Consider the following 26,403-nt stretch of genomic DNA (forward strand, 5'->3'; position numbering starts at 1 on the left):
AAGTGACACTTTTTCAACACAATGGACGTTGATTTTTGGAAGAGAAGAATGCGTAATGCCTAGCAACGATTTGTTGTCGGGCTGCTTTAGCTTCTTGTTAAAATATCAAGCACATTTGCCCGAAAAACAGAAAAATCTAGTTGAACAGCTATACGTGGGCAGTAAGGTCCACTGCATGCGGCTGAGGCAGGGCGAAAATCAGCGACACTTAGTCCAGAGGAGTAGCGGCCTTGATCTTCAACCTGAACGTTGCGCCGTTTATAGCTTAACAAATTCGGGACCTCCATTGCCGCCATCAATGCTGTTAGATCATGCTGCGGCGTTCCCTGAATACCAGGTTCGAGAACTTGATAAGACTCATAATAAAAGTCAAGCATCGGCTTAATAGTACGAAGCAGTGGCGTCGTTGCTTTAGAGTCAATCAAATTGACGTCGGCTGGCGTTAGCAACGCATCCCTCGTCACATTCAACGGCACAATGGTTACATTTGGCGCATGTGCACAAACAAAATTGGCGGCAGTGGCATCTCCTAAAAAATTGGCTTCCGCTAATTCAGTCTCATTTCCCGGCACTAAAAATGCGCCTCCCATGAGAAACGTTGCTTTCACCCGTTTCATAACGGCAGGGTTAATCATCCAAGCCATTGCCAGCGTCGTGCAACGGCCGAGAACGACAATGGTTATTTCATTTGGATTCTCTTTAATTACTTGAAACAAGCGGCTAAAATTGGTTCGATTCGCATAACGCTCTGCTGGAACGGGCGGCCTAATCGGCCCAAGACCTTCTTCTCCATGAATATCCGGGAAGAATTCCGGTTCTTCTCCATTTAGCGCTCGAGTCGCTCCAGCAATAACCGGGACCCCTTTCCGATCGGCCAAACTTAGCAAATACGATGCATTGCGCAATGCCTGATCGCGGCTTACATTGCCAAAATCACCTACAATGCCCGCCAGTTCCACGTCTGGATGCTGCAAGGCGTAAATAATCGCCATCGCATCATCGATCCCAGTATCTGCAAATACCAATAGTTTATTTGCCATCTCATCATCACCTCCATATACGTTATGACACAGAGGACAAGATGGCTTAGTTTAACAACCGTATCACACTAAAATTGGTTGATTCGTTCCTATAATTACGATAAAGCAATGTCCGATCTTAGAGAACGCGATGGTATCAAGAAAACGGACAACAGGATTGGATTGAAATGTTTCAGGAAGGTGTAGCTGAACCAAGCAGGCAAATGGGCAACCTCCTTGGGTACCACAATCGCATGAATATGGTGAGGCTTATAGAGGGGTTGGATGCGTAACGAGATTAATAGAAGCAGATGCTTTGTGCATCTGCTTCTAAACCGTAAGTTAAAAAAACACTGGTTACTTTCAAGGTATGTGAAGTGTTTCTCTTTCAACACTTCAAATTGATCTAACGTAGATCATGATTCTCTGATTGAGATCGGCAAAGTCGCGTGTAACCGTAATCGTTCTTTCCATCTCTTGGTGAGAAACAGGCAGCTTATGGTTCAAAATGACTTTTACCTACACACAAAGACTCTCCTATTTTAGTGTGACTTTTCCATTTTCACAAAATTATTTCTTTGTCGTTAGTTCTTTTAACAAGGCAATCATCTCTTTGTTCTGTTTTATTATTTCATTTCTTTGTTGTCTAGCCTTCCAAAAATCCACTAAAAAGCCCAATAGTACAATTAGGATTAATATCGTCATAACGCATTTTCTCCTATTAATTATTTAAGCAATTCCCGATGTTTCAAACCATAGACTATTAATCATAAACATTCGCATTCACTTTCATTTTCCATTAGTTTACTTCAAATCAGTAAACGTTACCAGTAGTTATACCAATTGATTAAGGTAGTTATGAGAGACTCGGCACTAGTGTTTTTCTAGCTACCTTAGATCTTTCACTATTGAGAGAAAAACGTTCATTGTCTTCTATTATTTAGTTTTTTAGAAATACGAAGACATAACAGGCCCATACTAATGAAAACGAGAAAAGGGATGATGGCCCATAAAGGAGTTACCACTGTCCAAAACAGTAGATAGGCACTAATAGCCATACAAAGCCAACCACAAATAAGAAAAGCGCTCGAAAGAAAATCTTTCATATCAACACACCGTCCTTAAAAAAAGTACACCTATCAATCGTTTCACACAATACTTATTTTGAATAGAACATGGCTGTGCATCATAGTGCGCGTCCCTTATATAAGAACTCATAAACAAATCAACTCCTCCCCTACGCAAATTAACCCATGACGATAGTCTGATAGTTTGTTACAATTACCATATTACACCACAAAGGAGGAACTAGCTTGAATACGTTATTTTTCATTTTGGCGGCACTTTCCCTATTTACTTTTATTCTAGGATTGATTAAACCGAGCTTGATCCGGCTACCGTCAAGAAGTCGAGTATGTTTATACGTGATTCCAGTACTTATTGTTACTTCTATCTTACATGACAGTACGCAAGATCCAAATAAAGCCCAGTCCGCCCAACTAGATCGTTCGCAAGCAAAAATCGAAACCTTAGAAGCATCCTTACAAGACAGAGAAACGGAAATGGAAGAATTGACTGTTGCGTTAGAGGAAGCTGAGGAATCATTAAAAGAGTCTGAAGAGCAGTTGGAGCTCCTACAGGCGGAAGAAGGCGACGTTGACGGTTCTTTTGAAGAGCAATTAGAGGAAGCAAAACTCGAATGGGAAGAGGAATTTCGGGAACAGATCGAGGAAGAACTGGAAGAACGCATCACTGCTGAAATTAGTGAAGATTATGAGGACAAGCTTGCTGCATTAGACGATAAAATCAAAGAAAAAGAGCAAACGATTGAAGAGAAGGAAACGACTATCTCGAAGTTGGAAGAAGAAGTGGCCAGTGCCTCGACTAATAACGGAAATGAAACCGCTACCACTGAAACAGAGACTGCACAGTCTTCAGAAAGCGCAAGTACCGATAGTTGTGGGCCTGGAACGGTGAAAATCAACAGTGCTTCCGAGTCTGAGCTGCAAGCGATTTATGAAATTGGTCCAGACCGAGCCGCACAAATTATTCAACTCCGGCCCTTTTCCTCTTATAATGACATGAAACGAATTAAAGGAATTGGCGATGCCCGTGCCGAAGCGATTGAAAACCAAGGAATTGTGTGCTTTGATTAAAACCACTGAAAGTTAATGCCACTAGCGCAAAATGCTAGTGGCTGTTTTTCGGGACAGCAGGTAACTGAAAGGAAACCACTGCGCCTTTGTCATTCCATGCTTGAACGTTTCCGCCATGTTTTTCGATTATGTGTTTGACGATGTAAAGCCCAAGTCCTTTATGAGGGTCAGCACTATCGTTATTCTGGTAAAATTTTTGAAAGACGTAATGCAAGTCTGATTCAGTGAAGCCTTTTCCATTGTCGCTTACAGTCACTTTTACGTAATCGTCATGGCATTCTGCGTGACAATCAATATGCCCATCATATGGTTCGGCGAAGCGTAAGCTGTTTGATATGAGGTTGTCTATCACTTGCGTTATTTTTTGCACATCTATCTGAATCGTGTTCGCTGTTTTTCTGTAGTCGAGAACGGAAGTGTGAAACGTCAGTCCTTCGTTTTGAACAAAATCTTTGTACTTTGCAAATTCAGTTTTAAAAAAATGACCTGGTTCGACGGTTTTTGTTTCAATGGCAAAAAAAGACTCTTCGTCGTTCATTTTAGTACCAAGCTCTTGTACGAGTTTTTCCGTCCTCTCAATTTCGCCGATCATATTCGCAATATACGTTTTATGCTGCTCATCTTTTATCTTTCTCTCCAACATTTGCGCGTTTGCTTTCATGATCGTCAATGGCGTTTTTAAGTCATGGGAGACAGACGAAATAAACTCGGAACGGTTTTTTTCCAAGTTCCATTGCTGGTAAAGAGCGTCTTGCAACGCTTGTTTCATTATATTGAATGAAGTCGAAAGTTTTGTGATTTCATCGTTTCCGTCAGCCTCGATTTCAAAATCTAAATTTTGCTTTCGGACCAATTCTGTGGCGACAATCAATTTTTGAATCCTTGCGTAATAGTTTTTTCCTAGTTTGCTCGCATAATAATAGGTAAAGATTATAATAAAGAAAAATGGCGTGAGGAATAGACAAACAAAAAAAATATTAAATAAGGCTTCAACTTCCGATTCCAGTTTATATTGAAGTACGACACTGCCAGCAAATGTACCATTTTGGTCGACAATCGGAATAAACGATGTGGCGGTGTTCTCTTCCAAAAACGATTTGTTGACCTTGTTTAACAAATGGACGCCTTCTGGGTTGACGTTAGCGGAAAATGAACCGTACAAGAATGTTCCTTGTTCGTCCAGCACTTGGTATTCCATGCCTGGGGTGGGAATGATCTCTTCTAATTGTTTGGCCCCCGACGCTTGCGAATTGACAAGCTCACGATTCAAGCTTTGTACTTGATCGGTTATTTGGGGGACTTGGCTCTCATAGTAATTGGCATAATAGCGGTCATCGATGCTCATGACAATCGCCCAACTTGCCAAAACGACAATGATGGTAGCGAAGAAACTTAATAAAATCGTCTTGGCTATTGTTAATCGGATTTGCTGTTTAATGGACGTTCTTTTTTTATTCAAGTTTATAGCCCACTCCCCACACAGTATGGATCAGATTTGCCATTGGATCAATTTTATGAATGCGTATCCGAATATTTCGGATATGTTCTGTCACCGTGTGTGATTGTCCAGTTGCTTCTACTCCCCAAATCGTCTCGTATAGATGATCTTTCGAAAAAATTTGCCTTGGGTTGCTCATTAACATTTCCATAATTTTAAATTCTTTGTTTGTGAGCAACAATGGGGTTTCGCCATAGCGGAGCTCATTTGTCCGCCGGTCGAGTTTTATTTTTCCATAGACGAGTTCATCTGTAGGTTGTTGCTTCCGTTTTTCCCGCCTTAAATGAGTTTTGATTCTAGCAAGTAGCTGTTCATGGGTAAACGGTTTGTTTATGTAGTCATCTCCCCCTATGTTTAGCCCATTAATTTGGTCGTTCATACTTGTTCGAGCGGTAACAAATAAAATCGGAACATCGGTAAATTCCCTTACGCTACGGCAAACATCTAACCCGTTCACATAAGGCATCATGATATCGAGGATGATTAAGTCAAAATCCTGCTCCTTAATCAGCTTTATCGCGTTCATTCCGTCATTGGCGACTGTTGTTTGGTAGCCTTCTTCCTGTAACAGCTCTCCCACAATTGAAGTAATTTGAATTTCATCATCGACAATCAGAATGTGCTCCATTTTATCCCCTCACAAAACATTTATTTAAAATCTTGCTTTACCCATAATAAACTTGAAATCCCTCCGCCAAACAGAACAATTAACGGCAACACCATGTAAAGCAATGGCATGTTCGTTTCCGAAAGCGAAATAAAAATGGATTGAGTGGGCATCAAAAAAAATGTCAGCTCATTTGAAAAATAAATTGGCACCACATAGGCAATCATTAATAAGAAGTAAGCAATAATCGGGTTTGGTGCCATAATCGACATCACACTGGCAATAGCAATTCCAGCGGCAATGACAGCCCAAAACAAAAAATAGAGCTTAGCTGAATAAATGTATCCATTCAGTATGGAATAGCGTGTAAGGTCACCATAAAAAGTCACGTATTCTGGAACTTGGTAAAAGAAAAAGCCTAACATGACACCAATGAGCCAAATAAACACGGTGATGAAGACAGCAATCAGAAGCAGCGTTCCCCATTTAGACAGTAAAAACTCTAAACGGTGAAATGGACGGTACAACACTAAGTTGTACGTTTTTGCTTTTATTGGTGAGTTCAAAACAACCACGCAAAACAACGGCATGATGACTAGTGTTACAAAGAAAGAGACTTCCCTTAACAAAAACCAGGAAAAGTTAACAGCATTTAACGGCGTTTCACTATCTGCAGTATAAAGACCTAGATCGAACCAAGTCAAAAAGTAAGCGGAAAAAAAGGAGATGCCTACGAGCAGCAACAAGAGGATTTTCATCATTCTCATCTTCCAAAGCCGCTCCAATTCACTTATGATTAAATATTTCATCATACGGCTCCTTTACACATAATAATTTCGGCGAGTAAAAACCAAATACGCGCCCCCAAGAAAGACCAACAAATAAAACGAAGTAACGGCTATTAGCCAACCGCTCAATTCCCCGCCTGAAAGCAATAACGAGATACCGGTGTATTGAATTTTTGTTATGGAGGCGTACACCACATAAGATATATTGCTCCCTGCGGCAAAAGCGGTTGATTGCTCTAACAGCTGCGGACCAACAATGGAAAAGAAAAGGATGCAAATGCCGCTTCCTAATAAAGCATTGACAGAGGGCATTAAAATCGCGATAAAGCAAAATAACGAGAGCGCCGCAAGACTAGTAAGAAAGGCAATGCCATAATAGTTCAATCCATAAAGAACCATCTCCGTATTTGTAACATCTGCTTCAGAAACAAAAAGAATTGACCTTTCAGGCATCTCAAACATGATCTGCCCAGCGAAGAAGGAAGCCAAATAATAAAGAAAGAAACAAATAAATAAAGAAGTTGCCATCACAATGAATTTGGACAGAAAAATTTGGCTCATGGAATAAGCACGAAGCACTATTAATTTGATTTGTTTTTGCTGATATTCCTCGGTTATCACATAGGCACAAATAAAAATGAGCAGAATGTTGAACGTAATAAACAAATGCTCCGATATGCTAAGAATAGGGAAATTTAAGGAGGTTGCGTAATCAACAGCATCCATTGACCTGTTTCGATTATGGTTTTGGAAATAAACACCAGTAACAATGACTAATAGCGGCAAGGTCATTACTAGCAGCCGAATGGACCATCGCGACCATAACCGTTCGAATTCACTAATGATTAGTTGTCCCATTATGTCATCATCCCAATAAAAATATCTTCTAAATTATTCTCTGCCTTGTCATAAATCTCTTCTTGTTTTCCATAAAAAAGGACATTTCCCTGCTTAATAATAACGAGCGTGCTGCATATCTTTTGGAGTTCGTCGAGCAAATGGCTTGATATCAAGAATGTGATATTTTTTTCTTTATTTAATTGCAAAATCAATTCCCTCAATTCCCTCATCCCCATTGGATCTAGGCCATTGGCAGGCTCATCCAATATGACAATCTCTGGATTGCCTAACAGCGCCTGAGCGATCCCTAAACGTTGCTTCATTCCTAAAGAGTACGTCCGTATTTTTTCATCGCCGCGGCCATCTAGACCAACAATCGTCAATGCTTCTGCGACTTTTTCCTGTCGCTCCTGTTTGTTCAACCCATGGAGTCTGGCAAGGTTTAAGAGCATTCCGCGACCCGTCATGAATTCAAAGAAAATGGGCGACTCAATAATGGCGCCAACAGAACGCATCGCTTCCTTTCGCTGCTTATGCACATTCCATTGGTTCAGTTTCACTTCTCCGCTTGTAGGGATGAGCAATCCCGTCAACAGCTTCATAATCGTCGTTTTCCCTGCGCCATTAGGACCGATAAGACCACAGATCTCTCCCTTGGCGATGGAAAGGTTGATTTCTTCCACTAACGGTTTTCCTTTTATTTTTTTTGTTAAATTCTTTGTTTCAATGATCTTTTCCATCGGCTATCACTCCTTTTTCTAAAAATGATTATCGCTTTTCCCTATCAGAAAAAAATCAAATTCAACATCCGCCAAAACAACAAAAAAGCTAGGACGTACCGTACGGCATCCTAGCTTTTTTCTTCTACAGCCATGGCTTTATCTATCTCTTGAGCGATGGTATACATATCTGGAATAATAAAGTTTTTTCGAATGCTTCCCGAAGCCACTTCATATGCTTCTTTTTCCACTGGGGGGATGATAATATGTCCTCCCTCTTTAATCAACGCCATATTTCTTTTTACAAAAAAATTGTTCCACATCGCCTCATTCATGTTTGGGCAAAAGAGCACAGGCTTCGTAGAAGCCAATATGGTTGATGACAGAAGATCCATGCCTAAGCCATTAGCAACTTGGCCGATTTTATTTGCCGTAGCGGGAAGGACAATAAATAGATCTGCCCACCTAGCTAACCCGACATGGCTGGCCGTATTTGGATCTATCGTTTCATTGTGATCCTGAAAAATGTCATCACAAAACAACGACAAAGAGGAAGCAGGAAACAACTTATTGGCTTGCTCTGTGATGATGACCTTGACATGACCATACGTATGTTTAAAAAAAGCTAAATAGGAGGGCATGTTTATGACAGAGATCGATCCAGAAATTCCGACTAGTATGTTTTTTTCTTCCTTTTCCGGCACATCCTCACCCCTAACTGATTAAAAACGCTTTATCCCAGAAGAGATCACTGTCGTCACCGGTCCTCGACAATAAGGCCAATCCAACGCCAGCTGCCCCTTCCAATAAGCCCGCTTTATCTAACTCGTTTGTTCGGCTTCCGATTTCAAAATCTTTAAATCCCAACGGATGCTGATCCCTATATTGTTCCTTAATCCCGTTTTCCAATTGATTGATGAGCTTGTCAAAATCATTGATGTTAAGATCGTTTTTCATCCGTACCATGATTTGCAGCAAACCACTCTTTCCGTGGCAAAACGTCGCACTTTGCAAGTCTAGTTCTTCTAATGTTTTTTCCTTAATACCGTGGAAACACTTAACCGCCATTTCCTGATAGGGAAGATCGTTCAGCGCTTTCCCTGCTAAATAGAGCGACCGGGCAACACCAGGATTGCCATAACACCAGCCTTCCCGTTCATCTATAACGGTATATTTGTTCGCTATAGCTTCTTTCACACCTACGCGATGGGCCCAAACTGGGGCACCAGTTGAATTGCTTTTCGCATGACGGACGAGCCAATTGCCAATCGTGGTTATTGCTTGCCTTTGCCCTGGTATCTCGATCCCTTTTAATAGACATAAAGATAAAAAACTTAACGGCCCTGGGATGCCATGGGCAAGGCCCAAATTGAAGTTGCCAAATGGATAAATCTTTTTATCCTTCTCTAAAAATTGATTCTCTTGCGTAACATACCATCCTGGAACCTCATGCTCTTCCCATATTATGGTGGCAGTCATTTCAACAAACTGGCGCAAAATCGCTTCAATTAAGCCGTTAAAAGCTGGCGTATCCTTTCTTCTTTCAAGCAAATACCTTCCAATTCCAGAATATCCTTGGATCACATCATAAAAAGTTGGTAGAGCGCCGAGACCATTCCTTTGTTTTTCTTCTTCGATCTCATTCTCTGCTACCCTACGAATCACTTCATCCAGTTTTGCCAATAAGTTCTGGTATCTTGTACCATTTTCAGATGCATTGAACACAGCAAAAGCAAATCCTGTAATTCCACCAAATAAAGAGATAGAATGGACCCCATTTTTTAGATAGTTGCTAGCGTAGACAATATGATTATGGGCCACATGATCCCACTTCTCTTCAGGATACATTTTATGCAATTCAGAGAAGAATAAAATCGTTCCTGCAAAACCATGAGATAAAGAAACAGGGTCCCACGGATTTACTTTGCTAATCGTCGTGACATTGTTCTTATCCATTACAATCTCTTCCACTTTTTGTGGATCGTTTAGTTTCTCGGTCAAACGGGCAATAATTCGTTTCGTTTCTTGTTTTTCTTGGTCATCAACTACCTTCTCTATCACGGTGGATCACCTCATACGTTTAATGGTCGCCCTTTCGTTTTGTTCCAATGCTTTTGACTTTCAATAATTTGGCGCACAAACGCCATTGCTTTTTTCTCCCTATCACGGTCTGTGCCGAGCAAGCGGTTGCAATGCATATGGATCAAGCTCCCGACAACTCTTTCCTCTGTATTGGTCATCGGCGTTATCTCCATATTATGGGATAGCTCATGTATGATTGCTTCGTTTTTAGAAAACAGCTTAAAGAGAAAGCCTTTCTGCTCCTTTAGAGCCTTCCAGTTTTCTTCTTGATCTAGCCATTTAAGCACATCATTCCGATAAGGCCTAAACTCCTTGGAGTAAGCTGGATCCTCACTCCACTTGGAAATCCACTCCAATTGCCTTTCATGGTGCCAACCGTACTCCGTTAGAAAATAAACAACATACATGGATGCGATTAATTCTAGCGGTTCTTTCAGTGCTTGCTTACTACTCAATCCAAGCAAATTTGATGTCAGCAAACTGTCTTTTTCAAAGTATCGCTCCATTAGAGGCATAAGCGAAAGGCCGCCGTATCGTTCAATTTCCCGTTCATATGGCTCAATTACAACTTTTTTAACGTTCCCCGCAAGGCGCTGGGCTGCATACCATTTTTGAAATACCGGCAGTGCACCAGCCAACAAGGTTTTCGGATCTCCGTGAAACCTTAGCCGCAGATGGGGCTCGCTGTCATAATAGCGAATAAAGAACCAGCTATTTATGAGTTTGTGATTCTCTAACTCGGCTACAAGCGTTGGAATTTGTGTAGAAATCAGTTTTTGCTGTTTGTGGATAGGCCCGTAAAGCTTAAAATAAAGCCAGTCCGTCCCCGGTTCTTTTTCCCTGCATTCAATTGGCACTTCTGCAACTGGCTTAATCATCACCGTTGGTTTTGCGGGTACATGAGGCCTTTTCTTGAAAGGAACAATAAATTCAGCATTATGTCTGCCTAAAGGGCTTTTTACCCACTGCTTCTCCCGATAACCGCCGATGATTTCTTGTAACTGTACCCGTCCTCTGCGCCGTAGTTCCGACCTTAATTCCTGCATATGGTTGGCATTCTTTAAGTGGATGTACAATCGGTTATCCCCATAAGCCATAAAGACCTGTTCTGGTACCTGCATTTTTTTCATCCATGTTGAAAATTGCTCTATCCATTCTTCAAGTGGCATAGAAAAATCAGATAATTCTTCTATTTGATCGTTTAATTTCCAAATTGCCGGTGAAAGAATGACTTTTCCAGACGTAATTCTAGGAATAAAAGCGAACTCTCTAAGGCTTCCCAAATTCACCCCTTGAATCGCCTTTCCATCTTCTAAAGAAACCTCCCTTAAAAACCGAAAACAATTTGGTGCACTCTCGTAATTAAACATGTTATTTGACGTAAATACGAGACGTTTATTCGACTTCTTCGATTTTAAATAGAACCTCCCGAGTGTCGCCCCAACCAAAATATCTTCTAACAACAGTTTTTTGTTTTGGCCGTTTGCATTGGTGGCAATAGTCGTATGTAAATTCCGTGTGGAATGCGTAATAGAAACGTTGCTTGCACGGCCACTTTGGGGCAGAAAACTCAACTCTACGTATTCGGTTTCAACGTCCGTACATGTTTCCTCTATTTTCTTTTGTTCTTCCATCAAATTTCTATTCTCTTCGCTAGCAATCATATCCGAGAAACGGCCGAATGTTTGCCCTAGCTCTTGGGAGCCCACATTGGTTCCTATTGCCAACTGATAGTTTCCTTTATCAACTTCCTCTGCTGATGAAGCAAGCACTTCAACAAATAATTCCCCGGAATTGGGAGCAAAAACGTCATCTGTGTCGTTATCCATTAGCTTTTGCAGGTCAGATTCGGTCAATGGTATTTCTTTTGCATTTTCCCTTAAACACTGGATGTATTTTTCCATTAACAAACGATGAGTGCTCTTCATTTGAGGCGGGTTGACACTTTTTGCTGAAGGCGGGTATTTATACGTTGGCGGCGCCCCTAAACCTTTCTCATCGCTTAACAAATCTAGCAGAGGAATTTCTCGATTTACCCCATATTTCTCAAGAAATTCAACATGGTACTCCCTTAAATGGGCGACTCCAGTCTCATTTTTTGAAAGCCTCCACAGCCACTCTGCCGCATTGGCCACTTGTTCGCCAATTGACCGATTTATCCTAACCTTTTCTGCGCATGTTAAGCGCAAGTCCACTTGCAACGGCTGTTTGCTAGGATGAATGTCTTGCATTTTAGCCGTTAGCGTTTGAAAGAAATCTAATCCCTGCCCTATAGGCAATTGGTTATACGTTTCGATATCGGCTTCAATTCCTTTTAACATCGCCCCTATTTCCGTCGCTTCAGGGATGGATTCAAGGATTTGTATGACATAGGATAAAGGCGCACAGTTAACGATTGGCGGCCTTAATTCACTGATAAGAAATTCTTGTTGGAATAAATTCCATACAAACGATTCAATTTCATTTATAGAGGCGCTCGTATATGTTAATTGAAGCTGATTGATTAATTCAGAGATCGAAATCGGCTTTTTCGCTACCGATTGGACAAACTCCACCACCACTGTTTTTCTGATCGAGATATTGTCTTTTCGCTCTTGGTTTTCACTGCTTCGTAACTGTCCACAGTTAGAAAAATAATGAAGGTAGACTCGATCGTCCGTCTGATACACAGCATCATTAAAAACAACGTTAAGCTTTTTAGCGATCGTTTGGTTTTTTTCTATTTTGCTGACTACTCCAAGCAACCACTCCATATCTGGACGTGCTCTCTTTTGGTGTTGCTTCGTGTCTAATAAAGATCCCACTGTCTTATTGCCAAGTTCACCAATAGCAATGCCTGAAAACAAACCAAAAGGAGTTGGCCGGCTAGACATCCTTATTAAAAACTTTAACAAGCTGGAAACAGCGTTCCTCGTTTTTTTGGAACGGGGATCGCCATGAATTTTATCTAAAGACTGAAATAAATTAGGGCTGGCAACCGCTAGTGCTTCTTTTATTTCAGGCCGTTCTATGTATTCTTTTAAAATAGGGATAATATCGTCTTTGGACGCGTTTTGATGGTCATGCGATAATGACAAAATCGGTGCTCTCAACATGATTGTGTCTACAGGCTCATATAATAATTGTTCGCTTTTTCTCATCGCTATGAACGCCCCTTTCAAATGAAAAACAAACAGGATTGCCCTTGCTCAAGTTTATAAATCTGTATTTTGGAAAAATACAAGATTTTTGAGGGGCAATCCCATGTAAATAATCAAAAGTCTTTGTGCTTAGCAGCAGAAGCTATTAAAGCTACCCGTTTCCCCGCAACCAGGAGTACAGAAACTGACGCTTGTGAAATCTGGTTGTACATCCTTCGCTTTCGTGTGTACTACTTCCAAATCCAAGTCAAAAGCTTTTTCCATTTTATAATTCCTCCCCTATTTTTTTTGCCAGGAATCCCCGGCGCAAATTAACTGTAAAAAACATTTTAGCAAAATGGAAATATCGTTTTCAGTCATTAATTGGCTAAAAATGAACCATGTCGATGTTGAGCCTGTTTTTTTACAGTATCTCTTATAAATTATGACAATTAGAATAACTTTGTTTGTTTTTTGAAAAACTCACTACTATAGCCCCTGTTTTTTTGGAAAATACATGTTGAAATTTGGTCGATCTGATATATTTCTGATAAACGCCTGATAATCTTTCGATAACCATCCTCACTTAAAAAAACCAACTAATACAGGTTATGATAAGGAAGATGCATATGATGGATAATCGAATTGGCATGGAGATCCGAAACTTAAGGATGAAACTAGGCATGTCGCAAGAAAATATTAGCTCTAGCGTTGTCAGCCAATCGGCAATAAGCAAAATTGAAAATGGGAAGTACATTCCAAACATAATCGTGCTTGAAGCCATTGCTTCTAAACTAGGGGTGCCTGTCGACCATTTTTTAACGCTCAGCACGTCCTACAATGGTGAATACATCGAAACCACTTATGAAATGATTGAACAACTCTCTTTACATGAAGAGTACGAGGAACTGAACAGGCTAACTGCACAATTAATTGACTGTGGCCAGGCGGTGGAATTCCCTAATTGGTTTAAAGATTATATAAGGATCCATCATCTGTTCTCCGAATATCAATGCAGGAAAAAGGATGCTCAAACCACATGGATGAAATTAAAATGCATGGCTGGCTGTTTGCCATTTGAACAGTCTATTCAAACAAAGTTTCATTTATATTTAGGCATTATCCATTCCCACATGAAAACATATTCATATAGCGAAACGTTAGACTATTTACAAAAAAGCCTTGCATCGGTTGAAGGAATTAAAGGAAAAAACACCTATTTGCACAAAAAAAACTTAAAAATCTATATTTTGTACCAAAAAACAATCATTGAACTGAACTACCACCACTATGATGCTGCTTTAAAAGATATAGGACAAGGTCTGCAATTATCTAGGAATTATGCTTGTACGGCATATGTCGGGCAATTTCTTTATTATAAAGGGCTATGTTTAGAAAAAAAAGGTGTTCCCTTCAAAAACATTTTAAAGCACTACGAGGAAGCGCATTTTTTTGCAAGCTTTACAAACAATTTGCCTTTCAAGAAACTGCTATCAGACAAACTTTCGACCAGGAAGGAAGAATCATATGGGGTCTACAACTGAACGACCGATTCAATTAAAAGAGTTCATTTCTCTAATGCGCCTTTACCGCCCTTCACTGTGGCTACTTGGGCTAGCTTTGTTTTTAGTCCTGATGGAAACAGCGCTTTCTCTTGCTGTCCCCTTATTAACAATGAATCTCGTGGACATAACTGTTGAATCAAATTTCAGTGGTACAACAGCTGCCCTAATCGCAGGCGTCTTTATCGTACAAATTATTCTGTCAGGCATCTCCATGTATATGATGATCTACATTGGTCAGATCATGGTGGCAAAATTACGCAAAGATCTATGGCACAAAGTGTTACGATTGCCAGTCTCATTTTATGACCAGAACAGCTCCGGAGAAACAATGAGCAGAATTACTCATGACACAAATGTTATTAAAAATTTTTTTACCGATCAATTGATTCCTTTTTTATCTGGAACCATTAAAATAATTGGTTCGATTATGATCCTGTTTGCATTAAATTGGAGCATCACGCTGCTCTTATTGTTAATTGTCCCTGTGTCGCTAGCTGTATTAAAACCACTAGGTAGAAAAACATACAAAGTGTCGAAGGCATTACAAGATGAGACAGCATCATTTCAAGGGGATTTAGGGCGTGTGTTGTCAGATATTAGATTAGTCAAATCTTCTATAGCAGAAGACCCGGAAACATCTCAAGGCAACAACAGAATCGATCAACTGTTAAAACATGGATTGGACACCGGAAAAATAATGGCCATTATTTCTCCATTGATGACAACCATTACCTTGTTGGTATTAGTCGTCGTTTTTGGTTACGGAGGCATACAAGTGGCCAATGGCACTTTATCGGCCGGCACATTAGTTGCGATTGTTTTTTACATGTTCCAAATCATCCCTCCAATCTCACAAATGGGCCACTTTTTTACGCAGTTGCAAAAAGCAAAAGGCGCCACAGAACGGATCACCTATATTATGGAGGAGAATTTGGAATCTCAATTAGCGGCTAGTGTATCTTATCCGCACAATCAAGAAACAGTTGCCCGCGTAAATGGCATTCGATTTTCCAATGTGTCTTTCTCCTATCCGAATGGCAGCCAAATCCTGAAAAATGTAAGCTTTTCCGCCAATGCCAGTGAAGTAACGGCGATTGTCGGCCCTAGCGGTGCAGGTAAAACCACCTTATTCTCATTAATAGAACGATTTTATCCACCAAGCGAAGGGACGATAGAGTACGACAACCAACCAATCAATGACTTTGATGTCCAGGAGTGGAGACAAAAGATCGCCTATGTCGCCCAAGATTCTCCGCTAATGGCGGGGACGATTCGCTACAACCTTACTTATGGGCATGCTGAAAAAAGCAGCGATGCCGACATTCACGCAGCTTTAGAAAAAGCAAATTTGACTTCGTTTATTACCTCTTTGCCAAACGGCTTAGAAACGGAAGTGGGCGAAAGAGGCATTTTAGTATCTGGTGGGCAAAGACAAAGACTTGCGATCGCTCGAGCCATTTTGCGAAATCCGCAAATTTTACTGTTAGACGAGGCCACCGCCCATCTAGACAGCCATTCGGAATTTTTAGTACAAGAAGCGCTCAATCAACTCATGCTTTCTAGGACAACGCTAGTAATCGCCCATCGATTGTCGACCGTGCAGCATGCAGACAAATTGGTTGTTGTCCAAAGCGGGGAAATAACAGGCGAAGGAACACACGATGAATTAATCGAGCATCACCAATTTTATCGTGAACTTGTCGATCGCCAATTATATAAGAAAGAATCCCCCGAGTTGATCAACTAAAAGAGCACGTAGACTTTTAAAGGAAAGTAGTGAAGATTGATGATAGCCATTATCCTGTTTTGTTTAAACGTTATTTTGTATTATGTGAGCACTCTTTTTCAATTTGAACCGACATATACGATTGGCTTATGGACGTTCCTCTCTATTGTTGGAGTCTTGTTCGCGTTTAAAGCCGCTAAACCATCTGTCAAAATCATTGGGCTCATTTTAAATGGCGCCTTTCTGCTTTTCTCTCTCTTGTTGATTATTGCTTTGTTTCTTTAAGCAGTGAGAAGCTAACCTATTTAGCCTGATGATATAGATAAGATGGTCTATTGTAATTGAGCTGACTTATTGGTCAGCTCCCTTTCTTTTTACCCGCTCCCACCCGTATTCCTCGATCGATCGTTAGCGCAAACTTTGCTAGCACGGGACCATTTCTCTCTTTTAAGCCCGCTCTTGCTCCTGTCTCCCCCTAATTGCGTACGCTACACACCAGAAACAAGAGTAACAAACAAAGACAGACACCTATCCGCGTTTCTGCCATACAGTTGACGAACAGACAGCCAAGACCACAGATAACGGAAGAATGCCCAGCCTACTATCGGGATGGGTTAACATTTGCATTCAACGATGAACAAAATACAGTGGATTTCTACCTAATAGCAGCTGACCGAGCTTCTCAGCAAATTGTCCAAGAGGCTTTTCGCAGAGCCGCAGCGGATGAGCAGCCACACGCTGTCTGGTTTCTTTCTTTTTTGATGAGAACATGAAATGGATAGCAAAACGCAAACGTCTCAATCGCTGTGACGCTTGCGTTTATTTGGTGTTCCTATATCGTTTTAGCAGACAGCGCTTCGATTGTAAAAGCCAACAGCAGAGCGCGCTCTTCAAGCGACTCTATATCTAGGTATTCTTCTTCGCTATGTTGGTTTCCCCCGACTGGTCCCATACCATCCGGACAGCCACCATCCTACAACCGCTAAAATGAGATATGCATCTTTCATAGTCAACCTCTTTTTCACACGTGAACGACCCACTGCTTGCTCAGTCGGATTGCTTGAAGTGGGGCTTTTGTGGCAATCGCCACTTTTGCTAGCTTTTAATGGTACCGTTTTTATTAATACGCAGTCGTACCATAACGACCTTACAGAGAAAGACGTCTGCTCCTATTTATCATGTACTTGGTTATAGGCGTTTTCGAAAACACGTAACGCTTCTTCTAAATGGCTCGTATCAGCCATACAATGTTGGCGGTGCCATTGCAACGCTTCTTTTACTTCGTGATACAGCTGGTCGTCATACCTTTTCCATACACACTCCTTTGATGCTTCCACGGCATTGGCTTGCATTGTCAGAAAAGCAATGCTTTTTTGGATGCCCGTGTATAAACAGGAACAGACGCTGTAGGGAATATCCGCCACTTCTTCACCTCCTTGTCAATAAAATCAGTCTTTTCAAAATGAGGCGCCTTCAATTCGTAAGAGGATACACGGCAGTGGCCGTACCGAATGCCCTTAATAGCACGTGCAAGTCATGGAGTTATGTAGGAAGGCGCTCCCATTTATAGTCAGTTTAGCCAACGTAAATTAGGGAGTCAAGTGTTTTACCCAATTTTACAGAGTGTTCATGTTCGTTTTGTTCCTTTACCCAACTTTTAGTTGTATAATTGTGACAATAACAAATAGGAAGGATTTGTTTATGGCTGAACTGAATGACCGCTTACGAGAGCTGCGGAAAGCTCACCAGCTAACGCAACAAGAAGTCGCTTCGTTCCTTGGCATTACGGAAAGTGCATACGGTTTTTACGAACAAGGCCGCAACGAACCTTCGATTGCCAAATTAAAGCAGCTCGCCGAGAAATATAATGTTTCCATTGCGTATATTGCGGGAGAGACAGATATCAAAACCGCCCCGTCAGACAAAGTAAAAGAAAACGGCTCTGCTTATACGTTTACGAATTTAGATGAGGAAGAAAAAGAATTTTTAGGTGAACAGCTCGAATTATTTCGCAGGCTTAAAAAGAAAAAAGGCCATTAATGCTGATCCAGTGCGGATAAAAGCGCTTAACAGCTCGTTCATCAGCAATGAGCAGGCTACCGCCTTTCCCGTGCAACGCCTGTCTGTTCGCTGCTTCTTAAAATGATAGGAAAGGAAGTCTACCATTGGACCAATTTTCAATCGGAACAGCCCTTTATCAGATTTTTGCAATCGTGTTTTTGTTCGGCTTCTTTGGGCTTGGTGGTTATTTTCTTATTCTCGGCATTCGCTATTTGAAACGTGAATTAAAAAAATAAGACGAGCGACGGTTGGCACTAACCGTCGCTCGTCTGTTTGATTCTTTCTCTACGCTTCAATCACATCAATCAAATCGCCTTTCACCGCTACACGCTGCTGGCCAGACAGCGTACACGTAATTAATGTAATTTCCGGCTGCTCTCCATCGTTTAACACATCTACATCAGTTGGTTCGATAATTTCCGTGCTCTTGACCACATAAATATACGTTTTGCCGTCATCGGTATGAAGGCGAATTTCATCACCTTTTTGCACATTTGGCAATTGCCGGAAATGCCTGTCGCCTCGGTAGCCACGATGGCCCGCGACCGCGAAGTTTCCTTCTCCTGGCACTTGTTCTTGCTTTATTTGCGTTAGCGTTAAGGCCAAGTTTTCATCCGTTGTTTCATCAAGTATATACTGCTTTAAGTCAATTGCAGGGATTTCCAGTTCCATCACTGCCTCTAACTGTTCTTTTGTCCAAGAGGATGGTGAATCATCCGTCTTTTCAATCGTTTCTCCCGTTTGGACAGCGGCTAGCGCTTTTTCTAGTTGAGCCACTCCATTTGCCTGCTGCCACTCTTTTGTTAGCGGGACAGCGACAAGCGCCAGTCCCGCAATGATGAGCAACATTCCTATAAAAAGTGTCCTTTTTCGCAAGAAATGCCCCTTCTTTCTATCCCCTTTTTCTTGCCAAACGTCCGTTCACTAGTGTAAGAGCGCCAATCGCCATCAGCAACAATCCGGCAACCATAAACATGAACATTTCGGTTTCGCCTGTTTGCGGCAATTGTCCCCCTGAAGCAGGCTGTGCTCCTTTTGAAAGCAGCGGACTTGGATCACTGCCACCTGCTTTTGGTGTCCCTGTCTTGCCTGTTCCTGTGCCGCCGTTATTGTTTTGTGGCCCAGTTGGCGTTTGGCCATCGCCTGGTTCTGTCGGTGGCTGCTTTGGCTCGTTAGGCGGTTGTGGTTCTTTTGGTTCCTCACCTGGTGGGATGAGAGTATTTTCAACTGTTAGTACAAGCCGCTCTGTTTGGCCCTTGCTAATTTCAAACGCAATCGGCGTTTCGTTTAGCTGGTAGTGAGCTGGCGCCTTTGTTTCAACAAGTTGGTATGTGCCTGGCGCTAACCCATCAAGCTGTACGCTGCCTGATTCATCGGTTGTCAGCCCTTCTGCAACCATGTCGCCATCCTCTGTTAGCACGGTAAAGACGGCTCCTTCCAAACGTGCGCCATCGCTGCTGTCAACCTTCACAATTTCGACGCTTCCTGGCGTGAGCGTGTTTTCAGCTTTGACGACAACAGCAGCCTCTTGGCTCCGTTCAATCGTAAAGGCTAGCCCTTCCTCATTTAAATCGTAGCCATTTGGCGCTTTTGTTTCTACGAATTGATAGTTGCCTGGTTTTAAGTCGGTGACAATAATCCGTCCTGTTTCATCCGTTACCAGTTTTTCTTGGATCACAGTTCCTTGTTCGTCTTCGAGGCGGAACTCTGCTCCTGCAAGCAACGTAGAATGGTCGCTGCTATCGACTTTCTCGAGTACAACAGCCCCTGGAATCAACGTATTGCTTTTCTTGACAACCGCTGCTTCCGTTTGCCCTTTTTCTACTGTAACCGCCACTGGTTCTGCGTCACGCTCGTAATGGAGCGGCGCTTTCGTTTCCACGAAATAATAGGTGCCTGGTGCTAGATCGCTAACGGCAACGAGCCCATTTTCATCTGTCACCAGTTGTTCTGCTACCACATTTCCGTCTGCATCAGTCAGCATAAATTCCGCACCAGCAAGGCGGATATCGCCATGGTCTTGGTCCACTTTAATCAATGCCGCTGCCCCAGGGATAAGCGTGTTTTCAACCGTTATGACTGGCGTAACAGTCTGGCCTTTCTCAATCGTGAACACAATCGGCGTGGCATCTAACTGATAGTGCTCAGGCGCTTTTGTTTCGACAAGTTGATAGTCGCCTGGCGGCAGGTTGTTGATTTCCAGTCTTCCATGTTGGTCAGTCATAAGGTTCTCTTCCAACACATTCCCGGCTTCATCCAAAAGGCTAAACACGGCTCCTGCTAACAGCAATTGTTGGTCAGCTGCGTCAACTTTTTCCACAATGACCGAACCAGGAATAAGCGTGTTTTCTTTTGTGACCAAAACGGCTGTTTTTTGGTCACGTTCAACTGTTACATTGATTGGTGTGGCATCAAGTTGATAGCCAAAAGGTGCTTTCGTTTCGACGAGCACATAGTCCCCTGGCAAAATGCCGTTTATTAACAGTTTGCCTTCATCATTGGTTGTAAACAAAGCAACAAACTCGCCTGCTTTCGTCCGCAGTTCAAACTCGGCCCCTTTTAAGGCGATTGTTTGATTATCGCTGTCAACCTTACTCAACTCGACTTTGCCGCGAATTAATTCGTTGAACGCAGTAACTTTTAGCGTTTCTTGCTGGCTCCGTTCAATCACAAACGGCAACGGTTCACTTGACAATTCAAAGCCTTGTGGCGCTTTCGTTTCGATAAACTGGTACGTGCCTGGGGCAAGTTGTTCAACGCGCAGCTTGCCTTCTTCGTCCGTAGTTAGCCCTTCTTTTAAAACATTCCCTTCGCCATCAAGCAACGTAAATTCAGCTCCCGCTAATGTCTCGGCTGTATCATGTTGATTGACTTTCAGCAATTCAACGGCACCTGGAATTAACGTGTTGCTCTTTTCCACAACGAGTGCTTCTTTTTGGCTGCGAACAATCTCGAACGGGATTGGCTTTTCGTCTAACTGATAATCGGCAGGCGCTTTTGTTTCCACAAATGCATATTTGCCTGGTTTTAATCCTTCAACGACAATGCGGCCGTTTGCGTCTGTCGTGAGTCCCTCTTTGACCGTATTGCCATTTTCGTCAACAAGCGAGAACTCCGCCCCTTCTAACAGCGCATTGCTTTCGCTGTCATGCTTTTCAAGCACAACGCTGCCCGTTGTGAGTGTATTAACCGCTTTGACTTGAACGGCCTCTTGTTGGCCCTTTTCAATCTCAATTTTGATTGGCGTATTGTCTAACTGATAATGCTCAGGCGCTTTCGTTTCAATAAAATAGTAAACGCCAGGAGGCAAGTCAGTGACGACAATTCGCCCTTCTTCATCTGTGGTTAACCCTTCTTCAATGACCGTTCCCTCTTCATCTTCCAGGGTATAAACGGCCCCCTCTAGACGGACGTTTTCATTGTCTTCGTCGACTTTGATTAATGTGGCCGCACCTGGGATGAGTACGTTTTCGACGATGAGCTCTACTTTTTCAAGCTGGCTCCGTTCAATTGTAAAAGGACGCTTTGTATCATCAGCTTGGTAATGGGCAGGTGCTTGTGTCTCGACAAAGTAATACTTGCCTGGCTTCAAGCCTTCAACATACACTGTCCCGTTCTCACTGGTAACAAGGCCTTCTTCTACAAGTTCACCGTCTTCTGTATAGAGGGAGAACTCCGCTCCTTCTAAAGCTGAGCCGTCTTTGCTATCTTGTTTTTTCAGTTCGACTGCTCCCGTGATTAAGTGGTTTTCGACCTTTCTTTCAACTTGAATCGTTTCCTGTTGGCTTTTCTCGATTGTAAAAGGAATTGGCGTGTCATCGAGTTCATAATCAACAGGCGCTTTCGTTTCGACAAGCTGGTAGTTGCCAGGAGCGAGTTGCTCAATCGTCAACTGGCCAGATTCATCTGTTTCTAGCCCTTCCCTTAAGACATTGCCGTCTTCATCAAGAAGGGCAAACACGGCTCCTTGCAGGGCAAGGCGATTGTCATCGCCATCGACTTTTGTCAAACGTATGCCGCCTGTGACAAGAGCATTCTCTTTCTCGCCAATAGTGAGTTCTTTCTCTTGGCCCGCTTCAATTTCAAACGGAATCGGCGTTGGGTCTAGCTTGTAATGTTCTAACGCTGTCGTTTCGATCAGTTCATAGGATCCTGGACGAAGGCCGCTTACTTTTACGAAGCCATCTTTGTCACTGACAAGCCCCTCTTTTATTGTCTTTCCGTCTTGGACGAGCTTAAAGGATACGCCTTCAAGTGGTTCACCAGTGGCTGCGTCGACTTTTTTCAAAACAGCGCTGCCTTTGATGATGACATTGTCTTTTGTTAAAAGAATTCGTTCTGTCTGTTTGTCGTCAATCGTGAATTCGATTGGCTGGTTGTCAAGTTCATAACCGACAGGCGCTTTCGTTTCTACAAACCGGTAGTCACCAGGTTCCAATTCGGTTAATACAAGTTGGCCGTCTTCGTTCGTCACAAGCCCTTCCTCGATTGTCTCCCAATTGTCGCCTGCTTTTTTCTCTAATGCAAACTCCGCGCCAGCTAGCGTTTGCTTTGTTTCCTCATCAACTTTGGTTAACGCAACGTCACGGGTGATTTTCTTGTTTTCCACCGTGATTGTTGTCGTTTCGCTGTCTACTTTTACGATTTTTGCATCGATACCGACAACATACCCATCAGGGGCACTGTCTTCTTTTAACAAATAATTGTCGTAGCGCAAGTTCCGGAATATCGCTTTGCCGTCTTCGTCTGTCACGACAGTGCGTAAAGCAATTTTGCCTTCTTTGTCATACAGCGTAAAGCGTGCACCTGGCAACACTTCCTTGCTGTTGGCGTCGAATTTAATGACTTCGAGACTGCCGCGTTTCCCTGAGCCACTGCCGCCGCCATCAGTGAGCCGGACTTTGATCGTTTCACTTGAGTCCGTTCTTTCAGTTGTAATTTGTTTGCCTTCAAATTTAATCGTATTGCTAATTTCCTCGCCATCGCTTGCATTAATGTAAGACTGGTATTCGAGGATATACGGCCTGGTGATGTCCTCTAAGAAGGAGAGGACAAACGTTTGCGATCCGTCATCAGCCGTGTTGATTTCAAGCGTATAGTCTTTGTCACGTTCCAGCTCTTCTGCTTTTGCAAACTGCCCGTTCCCGCTGACCGTTGTTGCATACAGGCGGAACGAGTCTTCAAGCAAGATTTGGTTCGCTTGTTGTTGGTCGATGACTTTTGCATCGGACACTTTTGATTGGCCAGCGTTAATGGCAACGTTCCAATCAATGACATTGCCATTCTGTTTGCCACCTTTTTCAACATAGCTGCCACCATGTTGAACAGTCACATGGGCGTTTAAATCAACTGGCTCTCGCCCTTCACTGCTAAGGGTAGCTGTGTTGTCATAGCGGTCGACGATTAACTCGCCTTCCACACTTGTTTTGTATTCAATGATATAAGCGTCGTCGCGTTCGCCTGGAAAACGCACATGGAAACCTGGCTTCTCATCTGAAAGCAAATCTAGTTCATATTCGCTTGGACTCAGTTTCTCGCCTTTTCTAATGCCGTTGTTGCCGCCTGTTAATTCGGCTCGATACACTTCAATCGACCCTTCGACAAGCGTTTGTTTTCCTTTGATGTAATCTGTGACGTTCATTACCGTCAAGTTCTTTAAGTCGTAGTTAATGCCGACTGTCCACGTGATTTCTTTCGTCACTGCATTATAAGAACCATTTTTAAAGCCATTGTTCGTTGTATACGTGTCCGGTTTGAAACCTGAAGATGCCTCTTTTTCCCACGTTTTCCCGTCTTCCGTTGTCCACTTCATATGAACGTGGTTTCGGAATTGGTCACCTTTCAGCTCGTCGTAGTGGAACTTCGTTGTATATACGATCTGATGTGGTTCGGAAATTGGTTCATGGAAGCGGAGCGTAAAGCCTTCATCTGTTTCTTCCAACGTATATTCCGATGGATTGACTTCTGTCCCTTTCCGCAACACTTTAAACGAATCTCTTTCTAGCTCTAACCCACCGTTCGTAAACGAATCGGTAAAGAACACGTCTTTCATTTCATAGCCATCGCGGTTAAAGTCAATGCGCCATTGGACCGTTTTGTCTTTATAGTTGATGTTGGAATAGCCTTTATGGAGCACTTGCTGGCTCGTTCCTTGGCTTCCCTTTGCTTCTCTTCCACCTGATTGAACAATGTTATCAATCTTGCCGTCTTCCAAGACCCGTTCATTTGCTTTCGTCTTGTACGTAATCTTGTAGGCATCGTTGATGTCTTCTGTAAACTTCAGCTCAAAACCGTGTTGCCCTGGCGTTACTGCATAATTGTCTGCGTTCGATGCTTCTTTTTCGTTGCCGTTCTCATCAAGGGTAATGCGCTCCACTTTTATTGAATCGGCAATCAAGTCGTGGCTTTCGCTAAACGAGTCGACCAACAGAGCGTCTGCTTGTTTAATCGATTTTTCGTTGTAATTATAATGGATTTCCCACGTAATCGTTTGTGTAGCTGGATCGTAGCTTGCATTGCGCTTTGCTAGTGCCTGGCCGCGTCTTGTTGTTACACTTGCTTCTGCCGACAGATCCTCACTATTCTTGCCTGTTAATGTCGCTTTATTGGCATAGTTCGTGCCGTCTTCGTCGGTAATCTCTGTGGAAAATACGACCCGATAAGCAGAAGAAATATCGCCAAACTGAATGTCAAACGGGTCTTCTGTGACCGTATACGCGCTCGGGTCTACCCGCTCGCCTTGCTTAACAGTGCCGTCAAGCTGGACATCCAGTTTATAGACTTCAATTGAACCTTTTTTCAATGCTTGGTGCTGTTGAATCGGATCTTTCAGCACAGCTTGATTGATTGATTTTAACTGTTTGTTAAAATCGACAGTCCACTCAATTTCTGTTGCATTGTAGGCACGGTTTACTTGCCCCCGTTTATCGATGGCCGATCCTGCCTTCGGTTGGAGCGAAATTGGAATGTTGGCCACCACTTCATCTTTGACGTCAAACACGACTTCGCGATCGACGTCGCCTACAAGGTCCTCACGAATAATTGTCCGAAAGTTGAGCAGCCCATGGACATTCGATAATTCCTCGATTTGTTCGTTGAATGTCATAACAACCGTGCCATCTTCCTTTAACGTAAAAGAACCGACTGTTGTATCTCCAAATGTGAGCTCACCATTCACGTCATTGTAAACGTGGAAAATGTCTGGCAAGGAAAACGTAAATGTCGAGCCACTTCCATAACCATGGCCATTTGGAAGCTCCCAGGTGATTTCGATTTGAACATCATCACCGAGCGCTGGCTTGTTTCCTGGATTTTCATCAGCGTTGATCAAATTGCCGTCCCCATCCCGAAGGACGATGCCTGTAATAATATTTTTCTCGATTTCCCCGACAACTGCCTGGCTCACTACATCGGCTTCCGCTGATTCTGTCGTGTCCGCCTCTTGATCATTCGCCTCTACATTTTCTTCCTTTTCTTTACTTGCTTCTTCTTGTTCTTCCTTCCTTGCATCTTCTTGCTTTTCTTCAGCAGCGACTTGTTCCTCGTCTACCACTGGCGTTTCCTCTTCTTTTTCCGTTTCTGGCGCTTGCTCTTTCGATTCAGGCGTGTCGCCTTCCTCGTTTACTTGTTCTTCTTCACTAGACGCTGGCGCCTCTTCTTGTACAGGCTCCTGCTCCAGTTCTTCTTTTACCTGAAAAGACACTGGAATGACTTGCGCTGTGTCTCCAATTAGAAAGACAAGATCGGTTTCCGCGGCTTCACCAATTGCATCTTGCGAAAAATAAGCAGAAAGTTCAACCGTGCCGCTTGCCTGTACAGCTTCCTCCTGCTCAGGGAAAGACATGGTCAGTTCTGTTCCATTTAGCGAGTATGTAACCATCTCGTCCCCATGTCCTTCGTCTTTCCATTCAATCTTGTCTGGCTGCCATTGCTCTGGCAACTTTATGTGGTATGTCTCTTGTTGTGTGTGTCCGGTTAATGACCAATCAATCTTTACATGCACTTGGTCTTCTGCTGCTAGTGTGGCCTCTTCTGTTAATGGCTCCCCGTTTTCATCAACAAGGCTAGCCAAAGCTTCAAATGTGCTGGCCTCCGGCTCTTGTGCATACACTTGCACCGCTCCTGCTAACTGGGCAATAAATGTTTGCACCAGCAAAACAAAAATTAGCACTATCGCAGTAGCTTTGTTCTTCATTCTTGTCCCCTCCTTTTTGCATTTTCACC

General features: G+C 42.7%; 21 protein-coding genes. 7 read left to right on the top strand and 14 right to left on the bottom strand.

Annotation, left to right across the window (positions count from 1 at the left end; all coding sequences use genetic code 11):
* Positions 1–86 precede the first annotated feature (86 nt).
* Positions 87–1,040 carry a nucleoside hydrolase gene (locus tag V5G21_RS06360; RefSeq protein WP_095326493.1) on the bottom strand — a complete coding sequence of 318 codons (954 nt, stop codon included), beginning with the start codon at positions 1,038–1,040 and terminating at the stop codon, positions 87–89.
* Between the two features lie 549 nt (positions 1,041–1,589).
* Entirely contained in the window at positions 1,590–1,724 is a 135-nt protein-coding gene (locus tag V5G21_RS06365; protein WP_255222650.1) for a hypothetical protein, read from the bottom strand.
* Positions 1,725–2,332: 608 nt separating this feature from the next.
* Between V5G21_RS06365 and V5G21_RS06370 the strand changes: the two genes are divergently transcribed.
* Positions 2,333–3,175, top strand: a complete 843-nt coding sequence (locus tag V5G21_RS06370) for a ComEA family DNA-binding protein (RefSeq protein ID WP_338465389.1) — start codon at positions 2,333–2,335, stop codon at positions 3,173–3,175.
* A 34-nt stretch (positions 3,176–3,209) separates the two neighbouring features.
* On the opposite strand, the gene V5G21_RS06375 is transcribed toward V5G21_RS06370, so the two are convergent.
* From V5G21_RS06375 to V5G21_RS06415, 9 genes are all read right to left on the bottom strand, one after another.
* The gene (locus tag V5G21_RS06375; RefSeq protein ID WP_338465391.1) at positions 3,210–4,634 is read right to left on the bottom strand and encodes a HAMP domain-containing sensor histidine kinase; all 1,425 of its coding nucleotides are present in this window, start codon (positions 4,632–4,634) and stop codon (positions 3,210–3,212) included.
* Positions 4,627–5,301, bottom strand: coding sequence for a response regulator transcription factor (locus V5G21_RS06380; RefSeq protein ID WP_011248391.1), 675 nt, complete (start codon positions 5,299–5,301; stop codon positions 4,627–4,629). Before V5G21_RS06380 ends, V5G21_RS06375 begins: the two co-directional genes overlap by 8 nt.
* Positions 5,302–5,321: 20 nt before the next feature.
* On the bottom strand, positions 5,322–6,089 hold the full coding sequence (locus V5G21_RS06385; RefSeq protein ID WP_338465393.1) for a hypothetical protein: 768 nt from the start codon (positions 6,087–6,089) through the stop codon (positions 5,322–5,324).
* Between the two features lie 12 nt (positions 6,090–6,101).
* Entirely contained in the window at positions 6,102–6,926 is an 825-nt protein-coding gene (locus tag V5G21_RS06390; protein ID WP_338465394.1) for an ABC transporter permease, read from the bottom strand.
* A complete protein-coding gene (locus tag V5G21_RS06395) occupies positions 6,926–7,648 on the bottom strand; it encodes an ABC transporter ATP-binding protein (protein WP_095254350.1) in 723 nt (240 codons plus the stop codon). Before V5G21_RS06395 ends, V5G21_RS06390 begins: the two co-directional genes overlap by 1 nt.
* Positions 7,649–7,758: 110 nt before the next feature.
* Complete coding sequence (locus V5G21_RS06400) at positions 7,759–8,331, bottom strand: flavoprotein (protein WP_035203438.1); 573 nt, start codon at positions 8,329–8,331, stop codon at positions 7,759–7,761.
* A gap of 10 nt (positions 8,332–8,341) precedes the next feature.
* Positions 8,342–9,688: a lanthionine synthetase C family protein gene (locus V5G21_RS06405; RefSeq protein ID WP_338465395.1), complete on the bottom strand. Its 1,347-nt coding sequence runs from the start codon at positions 9,686–9,688 to the stop codon at positions 8,342–8,344.
* Positions 9,689–9,699: 11 nt separating this feature from the next.
* A complete protein-coding gene (locus V5G21_RS06410; protein ID WP_338465396.1) occupies positions 9,700–12,849 on the bottom strand; it encodes a lantibiotic dehydratase in 3,150 nt (1,049 codons plus the stop codon).
* A gap of 129 nt (positions 12,850–12,978) precedes the next feature.
* On the bottom strand, positions 12,979–13,113 hold the full coding sequence (locus V5G21_RS06415) for a gallidermin/nisin family lantibiotic (protein WP_073304601.1): 135 nt from the start codon (positions 13,111–13,113) through the stop codon (positions 12,979–12,981).
* A 347-nt stretch (positions 13,114–13,460) separates the two neighbouring features.
* On the opposite strand from V5G21_RS06415, the gene V5G21_RS06420 reads away from it, so the two are divergent.
* The 4 genes from V5G21_RS06420 (at position 13,461) to V5G21_RS06435 (ending at position 16,892) form a co-directional block, all read left to right on the top strand.
* Entirely contained in the window at positions 13,461–14,372 is a 912-nt protein-coding gene (locus V5G21_RS06420; protein ID WP_167369566.1) for a helix-turn-helix domain-containing protein, read from the top strand.
* Positions 14,356–16,140: an ABC transporter ATP-binding protein gene (locus V5G21_RS06425; RefSeq protein WP_338465397.1), complete on the top strand. Its 1,785-nt coding sequence runs from the start codon at positions 14,356–14,358 to the stop codon at positions 16,138–16,140. Before V5G21_RS06420 ends, V5G21_RS06425 begins: the two co-directional genes overlap by 17 nt.
* Before the next feature lie 39 nt (positions 16,141–16,179).
* Entirely contained in the window at positions 16,180–16,404 is a 225-nt protein-coding gene (locus V5G21_RS06430; RefSeq protein ID WP_095254353.1) for a hypothetical protein, read from the top strand.
* Positions 16,405–16,766: 362 nt separating this feature from the next.
* Complete coding sequence (locus V5G21_RS06435) at positions 16,767–16,892, top strand: hypothetical protein (protein ID WP_338465399.1); 126 nt, start codon at positions 16,767–16,769, stop codon at positions 16,890–16,892.
* A gap of 396 nt (positions 16,893–17,288) precedes the next feature.
* On the opposite strand, the gene V5G21_RS06440 is transcribed toward V5G21_RS06435, so the two are convergent.
* Positions 17,289–17,543 carry a hypothetical protein gene (locus V5G21_RS06440; RefSeq protein ID WP_041824137.1) on the bottom strand — a complete coding sequence of 85 codons (255 nt, stop codon included), beginning with the start codon at positions 17,541–17,543 and terminating at the stop codon, positions 17,289–17,291.
* Between the two features lie 277 nt (positions 17,544–17,820).
* On the opposite strand from V5G21_RS06440, the gene V5G21_RS06445 reads away from it, so the two are divergent.
* Entirely contained in the window at positions 17,821–18,159 is a 339-nt protein-coding gene (locus V5G21_RS06445; RefSeq protein ID WP_011248401.1) for a helix-turn-helix domain-containing protein, read from the top strand.
* A gap of 125 nt (positions 18,160–18,284) precedes the next feature.
* Positions 18,285–18,416 (top strand): hypothetical protein, encoded by a 132-nt coding sequence (locus V5G21_RS06450; RefSeq protein ID WP_257006945.1) that lies wholly within the window; start codon positions 18,285–18,287, stop codon positions 18,414–18,416.
* Positions 18,417–18,465: 49 nt separating this feature from the next.
* Here V5G21_RS06450 and V5G21_RS06455 read toward each other — a convergent pair whose 3' ends face one another.
* Together V5G21_RS06455 and V5G21_RS06460 are read right to left on the bottom strand one after the other, a co-directional pair.
* Positions 18,466–19,056, bottom strand: a complete 591-nt coding sequence (locus V5G21_RS06455) for a sortase (RefSeq protein WP_338465400.1) — start codon at positions 19,054–19,056, stop codon at positions 18,466–18,468.
* 16 nt (positions 19,057–19,072) lie between these two features.
* On the bottom strand, positions 19,073–26,374 hold the full coding sequence (locus V5G21_RS06460) for a SpaA isopeptide-forming pilin-related protein (RefSeq protein ID WP_338465401.1): 7,302 nt from the start codon (positions 26,372–26,374) through the stop codon (positions 19,073–19,075).
* Positions 26,375–26,403 lie beyond the last annotated feature (29 nt).

Source organism: Shouchella rhizosphaerae, from assembly GCF_036700015.1.
Lineage (GTDB): Bacteria > Bacillota > Bacilli > Bacillales > Bacillaceae_D > Shouchella > Shouchella rhizosphaerae.